Source organism: Fictibacillus phosphorivorans (genome assembly GCF_001619875.1).
GTDB lineage: Bacteria > Bacillota > Bacilli > Bacillales > Fictibacillaceae > Fictibacillus > Fictibacillus phosphorivorans_B.
This window is the reverse complement of record NZ_LRFC01000011.1, coordinates 17,072-31,633: the sequence shown is the minus strand read 5'-3', so window position 1 is coordinate 31,633 and position 14,562 is coordinate 17,072. Positions and strand designations below refer to the sequence as shown.

Annotated in this window: 14 protein-coding genes and 2 riboswitches; of the genes, 9 read left to right on the top strand and 5 right to left on the bottom strand. The window is 40.2% G+C overall.

All coding sequences use genetic code 11. The features are described 5' to 3' along the window. Positions 1-212: 212 nt before the first annotated feature. Positions 213-641 (top strand): ASCH domain-containing protein, encoded by a 429-nt coding sequence (locus AWM68_RS08015; RefSeq protein WP_066239687.1) that lies wholly within the window; start codon positions 213-215, stop codon positions 639-641. 207 nt (positions 642-848) lie between these two features. Here AWM68_RS08015 and arr read toward each other — a convergent pair whose 3' ends face one another. The 3 genes from arr to AWM68_RS08000 all read right to left on the bottom strand — a co-directional run bounded on the left by arr (position 849) and on the right by AWM68_RS08000 (position 3,362). After that, a complete protein-coding gene (gene arr, locus AWM68_RS08010) occupies positions 849-1,265 on the bottom strand; it encodes an NAD(+)--rifampin ADP-ribosyltransferase (protein ID WP_066239685.1) in 417 nt (138 codons plus the stop codon). A gap of 201 nt (positions 1,266-1,466) precedes the next feature. After that, positions 1,467-2,648 (bottom strand): DUF4317 domain-containing protein, encoded by a 1,182-nt coding sequence (locus AWM68_RS08005; protein ID WP_066239682.1) that lies wholly within the window; start codon positions 2,646-2,648, stop codon positions 1,467-1,469. Between the two features lie 189 nt (positions 2,649-2,837). After that, on the bottom strand, positions 2,838-3,362 hold the full coding sequence (locus AWM68_RS08000; RefSeq protein ID WP_066239679.1) for an ECF transporter S component: 525 nt from the start codon (positions 3,360-3,362) through the stop codon (positions 2,838-2,840). A gap of 316 nt (positions 3,363-3,678) precedes the next feature. Between AWM68_RS08000 and AWM68_RS07995 the strand changes: the two genes are divergently transcribed. Further along, positions 3,679-4,392, top strand: coding sequence for a hypothetical protein (locus tag AWM68_RS07995; RefSeq protein WP_066239678.1), 714 nt, complete (start codon positions 3,679-3,681; stop codon positions 4,390-4,392). Between the two features lie 196 nt (positions 4,393-4,588). Here the strand turns inward: AWM68_RS07995 and AWM68_RS07990 are convergent, their stop codons facing one another. Both AWM68_RS07990 and AWM68_RS21340 read right to left on the bottom strand, forming a co-directional pair. Then, a complete protein-coding gene (locus AWM68_RS07990) occupies positions 4,589-4,972 on the bottom strand; it encodes a hypothetical protein (RefSeq protein ID WP_066239676.1) in 384 nt (127 codons plus the stop codon). Between the two features lie 88 nt (positions 4,973-5,060). Further along, positions 5,061-5,231, bottom strand: a complete 171-nt coding sequence (locus AWM68_RS21340) for a hypothetical protein (RefSeq protein WP_156488342.1) — start codon at positions 5,229-5,231, stop codon at positions 5,061-5,063. A 303-nt stretch (positions 5,232-5,534) separates the two neighbouring features. Between AWM68_RS21340 and AWM68_RS07985 the strand changes: the two genes are divergently transcribed. The 7 genes from AWM68_RS07985 to AWM68_RS07960 all read left to right on the top strand — a co-directional run bounded on the left by AWM68_RS07985 (position 5,535) and on the right by AWM68_RS07960 (position 14,542). Continuing rightward, positions 5,535-6,509: an AAA family ATPase gene (locus AWM68_RS07985; protein ID WP_066239673.1), complete on the top strand. Its 975-nt coding sequence runs from the start codon at positions 5,535-5,537 to the stop codon at positions 6,507-6,509. After that, positions 6,509-7,780 carry a DUF58 domain-containing protein gene (locus tag AWM68_RS07980; RefSeq protein ID WP_066239670.1) on the top strand — a complete coding sequence of 424 codons (1,272 nt, stop codon included), beginning with the start codon at positions 6,509-6,511 and terminating at the stop codon, positions 7,778-7,780. The genes AWM68_RS07985 and AWM68_RS07980 overlap by 1 nt, the downstream gene beginning before the upstream one ends. Further along, positions 7,767-9,959 carry a DUF4129 domain-containing transglutaminase family protein gene (locus tag AWM68_RS07975; protein ID WP_066239667.1) on the top strand — a complete coding sequence of 731 codons (2,193 nt, stop codon included), beginning with the start codon at positions 7,767-7,769 and terminating at the stop codon, positions 9,957-9,959. Before AWM68_RS07980 ends, AWM68_RS07975 begins: the two co-directional genes overlap by 14 nt. A 40-nt stretch (positions 9,960-9,999) precedes the next feature. After that, positions 10,000-10,101, top strand: a riboswitch (purine riboswitch). 124 nt (positions 10,102-10,225) lie between these two features. Beyond that, complete coding sequence (guaA, locus tag AWM68_RS07970) at positions 10,226-11,782, top strand: glutamine-hydrolyzing GMP synthase (protein ID WP_066239665.1); 1,557 nt, start codon at positions 10,226-10,228, stop codon at positions 11,780-11,782. A 101-nt stretch (positions 11,783-11,883) separates the two neighbouring features. Beyond that, positions 11,884-11,985, top strand: a riboswitch (purine riboswitch). Between the two features lie 172 nt (positions 11,986-12,157). Then, positions 12,158-12,310 carry a hypothetical protein gene (locus tag AWM68_RS21705; protein WP_197468146.1) on the top strand — a complete coding sequence of 51 codons (153 nt, stop codon included), beginning with the start codon at positions 12,158-12,160 and terminating at the stop codon, positions 12,308-12,310. Positions 12,311-12,333: 23 nt separating this feature from the next. After that, the gene (locus AWM68_RS07965) at positions 12,334-13,632 is read left to right on the top strand and encodes an NCS2 family permease (RefSeq protein WP_066239662.1); all 1,299 of its coding nucleotides are present in this window, start codon (positions 12,334-12,336) and stop codon (positions 13,630-13,632) included. A gap of 163 nt (positions 13,633-13,795) precedes the next feature. After that, positions 13,796-14,542 carry a prepilin peptidase gene (locus AWM68_RS07960; protein WP_066239660.1) on the top strand — a complete coding sequence of 249 codons (747 nt, stop codon included), beginning with the start codon at positions 13,796-13,798 and terminating at the stop codon, positions 14,540-14,542. The last annotated feature ends 20 nt before the right edge of the window (positions 14,543-14,562 follow it).

Genomic DNA, 14,562 nt, shown 5'->3' with positions numbered 1-14,562 from the left:
CGGTTTTTGAATGATAGATGGGCGGCATGATGTAATCTGCCTCCAAGGCACTTTACATCGAAGTACCATTTTTTGCAGAAGACTACTTCCTAAATTGGAGGTAGTCTTTTTGTGTTTTTATGTTGATAATGTATAAAAACTAATGCAGCGGGATAAAATTAGCGCATCAAATAACAAACTGTTGAAATTTTTTTAAAAGGAGCATTTCTCAAATGAAGGTGCTTTCAATGATTCAACCTTGGGCCAACCTTTTCATATTAAATGAAGCTCAATATGAGACAAGGACATGGAAAACGAACTATCGTGGTTCTTTAGCCATCCATACAAGTAAAAAGGCAGATAACAGCGTTTTAAATAATGAAAATATTCAGCGCCTTCTTAGTAAACATGGATTCAACAAAGAGAATCTTCCTAAAGGTATGATTATTGGTGTATGTAACCTAATTAATTGTATAAAGGTAACAGAAGACGCCCAGGGATATGCAGTATTGGAGGACGGACGCATAGTCTCAGGTAATGATTATTTTTTAGGGGATTTTAGAGTAGGGAACTATGTTTGGGAAGTTTCCAATAAGGAAATGTTAAACAATTTTATACCAGCAAAAGGGAAGCTGGGTTTATGGGAATATGATTTAAAATAGTTGATTAAATTGGGAGAAACATACTAATTTTAAATGAAAAACTAACTGAATAATTCATTTCCATCAACTAGAAAACGTTTGATGACGCGTAATAAAGCTAAAGCCCTTTGTAGGGTTTGATTGAGTAACCATACCAAAAGTTTTAACTGGATCTTTAAAGCCTCTCTTAAACGTAGGAGTTTAAGAGAGGCTTTTTTGTATGAAAAATTAATCGTATATGATGGCTTTACCTTGTTCACGTAATTTCTTCAATGAAGTAAGCATATGATTTATTTCGTCTTCTGAATGTCTTTCCCATGAACCTAATTCAGCAATTATTTTCAAAGGGGATTTAGATCTATAAGAACGAGTTGGGTTTCCAGGAAATTTTTTATCCGTCAAGTTCGGATCATTTTCAAAATCACCTGTAGGCTCTACAATATAAATTCTTTCTTTTGATTTTGATGAAGCTAATTCAGCACCCCATTTAGCCGCATCTAATGTTGCAGTGAAATAAATATAGTTCGATTTTTTGTCTTGGTAATTAGATAAATGTTGAGGTTCTAAAAGATCTCCAATTTTCAGTTCTGCTTTCGTACCATGAAAGAAAGGACCTTGATCTAAGACTTCTTTTTTGTCATTCATACCGACACACCTCTTATTATTAGACTTGTATATAACAGTTTAGGGCAGTTACATTGAAAAGTGTAGTCTATAAATATTTTACAAATAGTAGTATAATATAAGTAGAGAGAATGATTTCGAACGATATACAATGGCTTAAAATTAAAAAGGCTTCTCACAGTTTAAACAACTCGTGAGAAGCTTTTTCGATTTTTTGTAATGCTATTTCTCTACCTTCTCCCCAAATGCCTCCGGAATCATCGTAAACCCTTCAATCACCGTATCTTCCTCCACTTCAATCATAAGATACCGTTTACCGCTAAGGTGCACTTGTTTCACGTACCTTAAATCTTGGGGACTAATTGAAATCTTAGCAACCTTTGTGTCGATCTTAATAGATTTCGTATTGTATTTTGGTACAACACTGCTCGCTTTAATTTCATATTTATCATCATCAATCACTTTTTGGAAAGCTGTTTCTACTTTCTCTACACTGATATCTTCAACACCGCTCGCTTTTAAAACGCGCTCCACGTCCTTAGAATCTAATCGTGGATGTTCTTCCTCTTCGTTCTCTTCAATCATTCGATTGATCTCTTCATACACATTGGAAAGGGTAGATGTGTTTAATTGATCTCGCGTCACGTCTTTAATGATTTCTTCAAACACGATCTTATCGTCTTTTGCCGTCATGATTTCTTCGCCATTTAAAACGTCCACGATGAATTCATAATCAGGCTCATGCACTTTACCTGCTGAATATAAGATGTGGTTCACATCTGCGGCATTATCACTAAAACAAGGAAAGAGGAATCCTCCGATCGGCGTGTTCAGATTAATAACGGGATCGACCACAAAGTTGTACTTGAACTCTTTTTCCACATAGTCAAAGAGCAGTTCTTTCTTCGGTTCTTGTGTATTGTTGATGCTGCACAAAATAAAGGGGAAAGAGTAGACGGCATCTCGTTCGCTAATCTCCGCCTCATCGTTTTTGCGCTTCGTCGGCTTATAGTATTCTCCCTTAATGAAGGTAATCACAATATCTTTTTCGTATTGACGGTTTAAGAGCATTTTTTCTACCATTTGAAGCATTCGCTCTTTCCAGTCTTCTGTATCGCTTGCAAGTAGCCCTTGATGAAGAATGAGCTGGCTGTTGTTTTCTGCATCCCTCTTAAATTTAAGTTCAAAGAGCTTTTCATCCAGGTTTCCACCAAGTAATTTTTTAAAATTATTCAAAAAGAGCTCTTGTTGCTCTGCATCTAGCAACTCAAAAGGCTGACTTACGTGATGGTAGATTTCGCTTGATTCTTTCGTTATATACACATTAAAGATGCTGGAGATTTTCAATAGATCGTTTTCTTTTTTGAACTGCTTTCGTATCTGAGCAATATCTTTTTTGTTCATGCTTTTATACACTCCTAAGTGGTTTTAAGTCGACACTCTCTATATGTCTAACATGGAAGTATTCTTTATTCTAACATTCGGAAGGAGTGAAGTGTGACGATGAATTTTTTGTTGGTTCAAAGTCTCTCTCAAAAAAACAACCCCATATCGCATAGCGGCTAAACCGATACGATACAGGGTTCTGTTCATTTAAAGTATTCTTTTCTTAATACGTGCTACAAGTGGAACTACGATAAGTCCAGCAAAACCAACTTGCAGAACGTTTCCTGGAATCGATCCGAACGGCTGAATCCAGTTGCTGTAAAGCACAACTTCCGCAAAATAGTAACCTACCACTTTAATGAGCATAGCCACGACAACTGCTAGGGAATAGACGATCACACGTTTACCCGGTACTTTTTCCGATATAACGCCCGCTACATAACCCATAGCGCCTACGATGATGAACGTGAACGGAGCCCAAATCGTCCAGCCGGATAGTAGATCGAATAATCCCATCCCGAATGCCCCAGCGATAGCACCTGTTCTTCTACCGAAGACGAAAGCTGCTACGAATAGAGGGATGTTTCCTAAGTGGATAAGACCGCCGTTTCCTGCGATCGGAAGCTTTATGTTGATGAACATCGTTGCAACAAGAGTCAATGCCACGAAAAGAGCGTTGATGACTAGTGTTTTTGTTTTAGTCGATTCTATAGATGTATACGTTGAATTCACATTATGACCTCTTTCTTTAAATAGTTATTACACAGCTATACTAAAAGTGTATTTCGTGCACTCAAAGGGAATTTCTACTATCCATTATATCTGTCTCTTATCCTTAAGAAAATAACTATTTTTTGGGTATGAAAATCTATTTTGTGATTTTGAGTTCGTTCGGGAAGGGTTCGAGATAAAAATGAAGAACTCTATGTATCATAGACGTATCGCTATGGTTCACTTCGAATTTATATAGTGAGCAAAGCAATCTTATACGTTGTATCGCCAGGCGATACAGCTTGCAAATAGATGATGATAATTAAGGAGGCCCGATATGCGACGTGATATACAGCCGAATGAACGAGCTTTCTCCTCCAAGGAAGTTGCAGAAGAAGTAGGAATTGCTACACCGACAGTGCGAAAATATGGCCAAATCTTAGAACGAAACGGATACGAGTTTTTAAAGGATGGAGATCGCCGAATCTTCGTACAATCTGATATTGAATCGCTCGTAGCGCTACGCGATACAGATAAACCTTTAGACGATACAGCTAAAGATATCGTAGATCAGCAGCAAGAAAGGCTGAAAGAAACGTTTGAAACGGACGTATCGCTACCCGATACATATGAATCTCTTCCACAAGACCCTAACCAATTAAGAGAAGTGTTAATGGTTCTAGCTAATGAATTAGCGGCCACACGAGAGATGAATCTCCAACTTACAAGCGATATGTCAGAGCTTAAAGTCACGGTTTCAAGACTTCAACAAGATCATCACGCAATCAGTGCTAACGTTGGGAACGCAGCGCAAAAAACGAATGCAAAGATTGAGAGATTGACCAATCAACAGAAAGAACAATACGAAACATTACTTGAACAAGAAAAAGAGAAAAGTGAGCGTTTACAGCAAGAGATTCAATACTTAAGAGAAGATCAAAACAAAGAATGGCGGCACCAAAATGATTTTAATAAACGGTTAGAAGAAGCGATACAAAGAACAAACTCAAAAAACGTGTGGGAGGTTCTACTTTCCTTATTTCGTAAGTAGATTCGGTGCTTACATACAATGTATAGATGTATCGCAGGGCGATACATTTTTTTCAGCATCTGCCTCATTACTTCCTTTTTCATTCTCCATTTCCCGAGAAATATCTACAGGTTTCATGAAATAACGACAAAGAATATGCCATACAAATGAACGAGGTCATTCAACTGCTTTTAAACAGTGAATGACCTCATTCTAATTAGCCTTTAAAAATGGATAAGAACTTTTGAAACTTGGATAGTCTCTTTTCCGTCTGTACAAGTTTCTTTAATTCTAAAAGTTCTCGATTAATTGTATTTAACTGTTCATTAATTCTGGTAAGTTCAGTAGAAATTTTCTCTAAAACAGTTGGAGATGTTTTTGGTGTAGGCTTTTCTGCTAAATCATTTGCTATAGCATTTTGCTTCATTTTATTTGTAACTGAACTCATCAATGTTTCGTTTTTTAAGAGAGTCGTTGCCAGCTGCATCATGGAATTCAGATCAACCTTATTAAGTGATTGGCTTATATGATTTATCGATTGCTCTTGCCCGTTTTGTAAGATTGGATTCTCTCCATCAATTTCCTTGTTTATTTCATTCATTTATATTACCACCTTGTTTCTTAATCATAAAAAAGCTAGAAGACGAAATAACTTCATCTTCTAGCTGCGTTCACTTAGTAAGCAAAAATTAAACGGCGCATGCATTAGAAAGTGCATCTCTTGCAGCGTCGATTTGCACTGCGCTGATTCCGAATAATTGAGCAACAACAATTGCAAGAGTTAGTAGGATGTAGAGCAAAAGTACGCCTACCTGACAAAGCAAACCTTCAAGAAACCCTTCTGGAGGAGTAATTGGCATTTGAATCCCTCCCTTCTTATAAGCGAATTATAAGTGGCCCCTTATACCAATTAATATATGAAATTACGTTGGACAAGCATAAGCTTTTATCACATAAATAGCGAAAAGAGGCTACCTATTTTTAAAGAGTTAAGCACAAGATTTCTCCCAAACATCCTAAAAAAAATTAAGCATAAAGATTACCACCTCGAAAATTCTCTTTTTTTGTAAAAAAACAAGGAATACCACTTCTGTGATGCGAATTACTAAAGGAAGAATAAATATATCTAATAGAGAGACAGAAATGTTAGAGGGGAGTCTATCATGAACGCTAGAAATGAAAAGACATACGAATATCATCCTCAGCTTAGAGAAGTAATCGCAAACGTAGAAAAAGTTATGGTAGGTAAAAAACAGGTTACAGAGTTAACACTTGTTTCGTTATTAGCAGGGGGCCATGTATTACTTGAAGATGTGCCAGGAGTTGGGAAGACAATGATGGTTCGTTCCATCGCAAAATCTCTTGGGCTTACATTTAACCGTATTCAGTTTACACCTGACCTATTGCCGTCAGACATGACGGGGGTTTCGATATACAACCAAAAAGATATGAGCTTTGAATTCAGACCGGGTCCGTTGGTCGGAAACGTGATTTTAGCGGATGAGATCAACCGTACATCGCCTAAGACTCAGTCTGCACTTTTAGAATCTATGGAAGAAATGAGCATGACCGTCGATGGTCAAACCCATATCTTGCCAGACCCGTTTTTAGTAATGGCTACACAAAATCCGATTGAATATGAAGGAACGTATCCGCTTCCTGAAGCGCAGCTTGACCGATTCTTAATGAAGCTTACGATGGGGTATCCGACACCAGAAGAAGAGTTTAATGTATTGAACGTAATTGGAAACGAACATCCGATTCATCTTCTTAAACCAGCCATCTCACCGGAAGAAATCTCGGAATTGAAGACAGCGGTCAAAAAAATATACGTATCGGATTCGATCAAGCGATATATCGTCGATCTCATCAACCGCACGCGTAACCACAAATCAATTGCCCTAGGCGTAAGTCCGCGTGGATCACTCGCTTTATTAAAAGCAGCCCAGGCGTTTGCACTGCTCATGAACCGCGACTTTGTCATCCCTGATGATGTGAAATATTTAGCACCGTTTGTCCTTGTACACCGTGTGCTTTTAAAACCTGAAGCCCGTTTTGAAGGTATGACCGCCCAAGAAGTGATCAAAGATCTGTTGGCACGCGTTCCTGCACCAATCCATAAGGAACAACACGCATAATGAAAGCATTTCTCAAAAAAATTTGGGAGCGTTATAAAACACCGATTGGGTTTTCAGGGATTATTTTTTTACTGCTTGTTACGTTTTCTTTTGCCATGTTTCAGGGAGGATTCGTAAGCTGGTTCCTATTTTACAGCGTTCTTCCTCTCGTTCTATATTCCATTACAATGGCGTTCTATCCCATACAGAGGCTGAAAATTGAGCGCTTTATTTCAAAAAGCAAGCTGATGGCAGGAGAAGAAGTGGAAGTGACAATCGTCGTCAAACGGCGCAGCAATTTTCCGCTCTTTTATGTTGTATTAGAAGATGTTCTGCCAGAGGTTTTGCTTCGTGAAACACGATATGAAGGCAATACGCATCAGATTCAATCTCGAATCCTGATGTTTCCGTTGTTCCGAAAACATCTGGAATATTCGTATACGATTAATCCTGCTCCACGCGGGTTGTTTAAATTTGACGAGATTCAAGTCAGTACAGGTGATATCTTTGGCTTTGTTTTAAAAAGCACAACGGTATCCGTTAAAGATCAAATCTTTGTGTATCCTCAATATCAAGACATTGAGCGGTGGGAAACGGGCAAGATGCTTCAAACCGGCATGAAAAAGGTTGGTAAGCGTTCGTTTACAGATTATACGTCTACTGTAAGTGTTCGCGATTATGTAGCGGGCGACAGAATGAACTGGCTGCATTGGAAGGCAAGTGCAAGATCGAATAAGTTATTGACAAAAGTGTTCGAGCAGCAGCGGAATGATGATTTTGTGATCGTTTTAGACCATTGTGAGAAAAGTTATGAAACGAACGACTGGCTGTTTGAGCGAGGTGTATCGCTTGCTGCGTCTCTTGTCCATTACTCGATCTCAAAAGGCGGTTCAATCGGATATCATCCTTTACAAGGAAAAGAAATCCCGATGAACATTGGGGTTGAACAAGAGTGGAGGATTTTTCACGAGCTTGCTAAAGTGAAAGCAAATGTGACGGATCATTTTGAAGAGCGTCTAAAGCAGGAATACATGGTAGGACATATGGAAGGGAAAACGGCTCTCATCATTTCGCCAAACCTTTCCGAGTACACGATGAAAACGTTGGAACTCTTAGCTGCCAGACAGCAAACGAACGTCATTTTCTTTTATTTGGCGCTTGATCAGAAGCTTAAGGGCCAAGACCTCACGTATATTTCAAGAATCAGGCAGTTTGGTGTGCCAGTAACGCCAATCATAGGGTCTGACTTTAACGAATCGCTGAAGGCAGGTGGCATGTATGCCTCAATCTAATCAGCAGCAAGCTTCAACTCTGCATGTTTTGGTGCTTTACGGATTAGGATTTCTTCTTTTATGGGAATGGTTGAGACCGCTTAAAGAAATTACAACAACGAATGATATCCAAATCTTTGTAATGTACACGTTGTTTTTGTTTATTGTGACGTATTTTCAGCTTCCATTCTGGATTTCTTTTCCCGTGAAATTGGGCGCCCTGTTATACGCGCTTCATTCTCTTTACTTTTTTGATGTATTTTTATCCTTTAAGTGGGTTCCGTATTTAATTGAGGATATTCAATACAACTTGGGGCTTTTTGCAGATCGGAACTGGAACGATATGACGTCACTGACCCGCAGTTTGTTATTTTTTGTTCTGCTGTGGCTCGTGAGTTATTTGATGCATTATTGGCTCGTCCAAACGCGCCGCATCTTTTTGTTCTTCTTAATTACCGTAATCTATATTTCCATCCTGGATACATTTACCGTATATGACGCAAAATTCGCGATCATCCGTACCGTGTTTATCGGCTTGATTCTAATTGGGATCTTACGAATGATGAAGATCATTGAAACGCAGGGCTTTTCCCTTTTGAAAGGAAAGTTTCCGATTCTTTGGGTCGCACCACTTTCAGGAGTCATCGCTCTGTCATCCGTTTTAGGATATGTGGCACCAAAAGCGTCACCGATCTGGCCGGATCCTGTTCCGTTCATTCAGAACATGTCTGGTAAAGAGGATGAAGAGGGACTAGGAAAAGGTTCAGGAATCGCTAAAATTGGTTATGGAGAAAATGACAGCCAGCTCGGAGGTCCATTTCAATTTGACTATACGCCTATTTTTAAAACGTATGATAATGGCAGGCACTATTGGAGAATTGAAACGAAAGAATTCTACACCGGAAAAGGGTGGGAGAATAAGATACCCACTCAGGCTGTAGCTGTGGAACCCGAAATTCCTGATGCAGATACAAATTATACAAGAATCTGGGAAGACGGGCTGCAAATGAAGGACCATAAAGCACGAATTGAAGCTGAAAAAGGTAAAGAATATTCCTTTCTGATGATTCCCGGTAAGCTGAAGAGCATTAAGGGAGGTTCAGAAACGAACTTTCAGCTAAATGGTGTCAGTGGTAAGATCTCTACGTTTCGAGCAGGAAAAGAAGAAAAGCTTTCTGCTTATGAGATGGAGTATCAGCTGCCCGTAATTAAGGAAGAACAGCTAAGAGCTTCAACCAATCAATATCCTGGTCACATAACCGAAAATTACTTGCAGCTGCCAGAATCACTGCCGCAAAGGGTTAAAGATCTTGCCCAAAATGTAACAGCCAATCAACCGAACATCTACGATAAAGTGAAAACGGTCGAAGGGTATTTTGCAAAAAATGCATATGGTTATAACACGATTGAAGTAGCGGTGCCAAAGGGTAAGGAAGACTACGTCGATCAGTTTCTTTTTGAGACAAAAAAAGGCTATTGTGATAACTTCTCAACATCCATGGTCGTCATGCTACGTTCAATTGGCATTCCGGCACGATGGGTAAAAGGGTTTACACCAGGTACATTTGAGGCATTAAATGATGGTCTTCGCGAATATACCGTTACAAACGCTAACGCCCACTCTTGGGTAGAGGTGTATTTTTCCGGAATAGGATGGGTTCCGTTCGAGCCGACACGCGGATTCGATAACCCGTTCCAGCCAGAAGAAGATCGTCAAAGCTCTGCTCCAGCTGCAGCTGTTCCTGATCAGCCTAAAAAGCCTGAAAAGGATCTAGCTCCAGACGATGCTGCTTCTAATAAGGATTCTAACTCTGGTTTGACTTTAAAATCAGCAGGAATGGGGATAGCGATTTTAGCAGGAGTAAATGTTTTAATCGCTGGACTAGCATTCTTATTCCGAAGAAAATGGCTTCGACAGTACACGATATGGCATTTTAAACGCAAGCAGGGCTCTGAAACATTTGAAGATGCATTTGAACGTTTGCTCTGGTTATTACGCGTATATGGAATAAAAAGAAGACCTGCCTTTACACTCAGGGAGTACGCTCTTTATGTGGACCGGGAGCTTGATACGAAAGACATGAGAATCCTGGCAAAAGCGTATGAAGGTGTTCAATTCAGTCCAAATAAACGAACAGATTTATGGAATGATTTTCATAGAGAATTGTGGGAAAATTTAATTAAAAGAATCCGCCCTTGACCGCTATAACAGGCATTGTTAGAATGTCTTTAAGATTATAGCGTCAGATTTTATTCTCCTTCGTATATCCTCGATAATAAGGTTCGAGAGTCTCTACCGGGTTGCCGATAACGACCTGACTATGAAGGCAGGATTCTTTATAGCTACATTTTAAGGAATTCTGCCTTTGTTTTTGTATGTAGAAAACAAGGGTAGAATTCTTTTTGTTTATAAAGTTAGACAAGCTGACGGATACTATAGCTGACACTAATAGATGGGGTGAGTACATGAGCGTAACGAATGATTTGCACGTAATGAGCGAAATGATCGTTGTGTTAGATTTCGGTGGACAATACAATCAGTTGATTGCACGTCGTATCCGTGACTTAGGAGTATACAGTGAATTGCATCCGCACACTACAACAGTGGAAGAGATAAAGAAGATGAATCCAAAAGGTATCATTTTCTCTGGTGGACCTAACTCTGTTTATGCAGAAGGAGCACCAGCTTGTGATCCAGCTATCTTTGATCTGGATATCCCAGTGCTTGGTATCTGTTATGGTATGCAGCTGATGAGTTACCACTTTGGCGGTAAAGTTGAGCGGGCGAGCCATCGTGAATACGGAAAAGCTTCCATTACCGTTACGAACACAAACAAACTTTATGAAAACCTTCCAGAACAGCAAGTTGTGTGGATGAGCCATAGTGACTTAGTTGTTGCGCCACCAGAAGGTTTCGTAACAGACGCTACAAGTATTTCTTGTCCTGTAGCAGCGATGAGTGATGTGTCTCGTAAACTTTACGGCGTACAATTCCACCCAGAAGTTCGTCATTCAGAGCACGGTATCGAGTTTCTAGATAACTTCGTAAAATCCGTTTGTGAATGTGAAGGTAACTGGACGATGGAAAACTGGATTGAAGATGAAATCCAAAAAATCCGTGACGTTGTTGGCGATAAAAAAGTTATCTGCGCGATGTCAGGCGGAGTAGATTCTTCTGTTGTTGCGGTACTCGTTCACAAAGCGATCGGTGATCAATTAACATGTATCTTCGTTGATCATGGCCTTCTTCGTAAAGATGAAGCAGATCAAGTGATGAAGACCTTCAGTGAAGGATTCAACATCAACATCATCAAAGTCGATGCGAAGGACCGTTTCCTTGGTAAGCTTGAAGGTGTGTCAGATCCTGAGAAGAAGCGCAAAATTATCGGTAACGAATTCATCTATGTATTTGATGAAGAAGCATCAAAGCTCCAAGGTATCGAATTCCTTGCTCAAGGAACGCTTTACACAGATATCGTAGAAAGTGGAACAGCGACTGCACAAACAATCAAGTCTCACCATAACGTTGGAGGTCTTCCTGAAGACATGCAGTTCAAACTGATCGAGCCTCTTAACACACTATTTAAAGATGAGGTTCGTAAAGTAGGTACAGAACTTGGGATTCCTGAACATATCGTTTGGCGTCAGCCGTTCCCAGGACCAGGTCTTGGAATCCGTGTACTTGGAGCGATTACAGAAGAGAAGCTCAAAATCGTCCGTGACTCAGATGCTATCCTTCGCGAAGAAATCTTGAACGCTGGATTGGATCGTGACGTGTGGCAATATTTCACAGTACTTCCTGACATCCGCAGTGTAGGTGTTATGGGTGACGCACGTACGTATGATTATACAATCGGTATCCGTGCGGTTACATCGATCGATGGAATGACTTCTGACTGGGCTCGTATCCCTTGGGATGTTTTAGAGAAGATCTCTACACGTATCGTTAACGAAGTGGATCACATCAACCGCGTCGTTTATGATATTACTTCAAAACCACCTGCAACAATCGAGTGGGAGTAGGTAAAAAACGAAAACACGAACGATTATTGTAAAATAACATAAAATCATTCGTAAAAATGCTTGACGTACGACAAAGTTCGACCTATACTCAAATAGTAATGAAAAACTTAATGTATTTCCTACGTATAAATTCGGGGATATGGCCCGAAAGTTTCTACCAGACTGCCGTAAATGGTCTGACTACGAAGGATTTTTGAAACATCTCGCATTTGCTCTTTTTGTTCTTTTGCACATGCCTTGTTGTTTCATTAACTCTTACGTATTCAGACCCAAGGGCAAGTTCCCTTGGGTCTTTTTTATTGGTTATTTTCTATAAGTTGCTTCTAATGAAGGTTTTCTGAAAATTCCTCTTTGAAAAGTTGATTGGAGTGTAAGGTGCGAGACTCCTGCGGGACAGGCGGGCAGGTGAGACACTTAAAAGTGAAACGTACAAATGTGGCTCACCGCCTGCCCCGCGGAAAGCGAGCACCTGAAACGGAAATCAACCTCATCCAAGCAACTGGAAATAGCTTTCGTTTTTATACGTAGATCGAGTATAGGGGGATATAAACATGGATAAGTATTTTGGCTTTAAGGAGTTCAACACATCTTACAAAAAAGAAGCAACAGCAGGATTAACAACTTTCCTTGCTATGGCTTATATATTATTCGTAAACCCAATGGTTCTGGGTGACGCGGGTATGGATAAAGGTGCAGTATTTACAGCGACAGCACTTGCAGCGGCTCTCGGTACACTGTTCATGGGAATTGTAGCTAAGTATCCGATCGCGCTCGCGCCAGGAATGGGGCTTAACGCATTCTTTGCTTACTCTGTTGTTTTAGTAATGGATATCCCGTGGCAAACAGCACTTGCTGGGGTATTAATGTCTGGTATTATTTTTATTTTTATTACATTATTCAAGATTCGTGAAACGATCATAAACGCAATTCCTCAAGATCTTAAGTTTGCTGCAGCATCCGGTATCGGTTTGTTCATCGCATTTATCGGGTTGAAAAATGCAGGAATTATCGCACCTAATAAAGCTACACTTGTTTCTCTTGGTGATTTAACAACGGGTCCAACACTACTCGCGATCTTTGGCTTTATCGTAACGATCTTAATGATGATCCGAAACATCCGTGGAGGTATCTTCTATGGAATGGTCATCACAGCAGTAGTAGGTATTTTCGCTGGTTTAATCGACAAGCCGGACAAAATTGTTGGTGCGATCCCAAGCCTTGCACCAACATTCGGACAAGCATTCAGTCACTTCGATCAAATTTTCACAATCGATATGATGATTGTTGTATTAACATTCTTTATCGTAGATTTCTTTGATACAGCAGGAACGTTGATGGCGGTTGCATCACAAGCAGGAATCATGAAAGACAACAAGCTGCCGCGAGCAGGTAAAGCGCTGCTTGCCGATTCATCCGCGATCGCAGTTGGTGCAATCCTTGGTACATCTTCAACAACAGCTTACATTGAGTCAGCTTCAGGTGTAGCTGCAGGTGGTCGTACAGGATTCACGTCTGTTGTAACAGGTGGATTGTTCTTATTAGCTCTTTTCTTCTCGCCATTATTAGTTGTTGTTACCCCATCTGTAACAGCGCCAGCACTCATCATCGTCGGTGTACTGATGGTATCTGTATTAAGCAAAATCAAGTGGGAACGTCTTGAGATCGCAGTACCTGCATTCTTAACGCTGATCGCTATGCCACTCACATACAGCATCGCAACAGGGATCGCATTAGGATTCGTGATGTACCCGTTAACAATGACTGTAAAGGGTCGTGTAAAAGAAGTTCACCCGATCATGTGGGTTCTGTTCATCGTCTTCATCAGCTACTTTGTATTCTTAGTTGAATAGAGAAAAATGAGTAAAAGGAATGCCCAAAACCGGGCATTCCTTTTTAGTATGGGAGGAAAACAAATGAAAAAGGCAGCCGATAACTTTAAAGAAGAAGCGTGCGAAAAATTAGTTTCTTCATTATAATAGTGTGCAGAATGAAGGTAGAGGGAGAAGTGAAGAAATGGAAATCGTTTGGAGCGGTTGGTTTTTTATATTAGGTGCAGTGCTTGCTTCATTTGGCGGTGTTATCGGATATCGTTTGCCAAAAGGGATGAAGGTTTTGGGAGTTGATCGGTCACAATGTGATCACTGCGAAAGACAGCTGCACTGGTATGAGCTGTTTCCGATTGTTTCTATTCTTGCGGCACGCGGAAAATGCAAGACATGTCAAAAGCAGATTCCACTTCTCTATACACTGGTTGAGTTTGGGACGGGTGCTCTCTATAGTTTTTCTTACATCAAATACGGTTTTTCGGTTGAACTGTTATTAGCATGTTCAATTGTGTTGTTATGCGCAATTATTACAGTTTCCGACTTGTTGTACTTCATCATTTCAGACAAAGTGCTGATCGTCTTTTTCGTGTGGTTTTTGGCGCTGCAAGTGATTTTCGAATATAGAGGCTGGGTGGATGCTATAGCGGGAAGCCTGCTAGGATTTTTGTTTCTGCTGCTGTTAGCCATTCTTTCTAAAGGCGGAATGGGAGGCGGTGACATTAAGCTGATGGGTGTTTTGGGATTGGTGCTTGGGTTTCAGGGGGCGTATCTGACATTAATGTTTGCATCAATTGTAGGTGTGTTAGTCGCAATCGGAGGGCTGGCGACGAAGAAATATACACGAAAGACAGCGATTCCCTTCGGTCCATATTTAGCAGTTGGGGCGTTGGTGACGTTTTATTACCGTGAGGAGTTGTTGAGGTTGATTTTTTGATCTCAACTTTTGATTTAGGA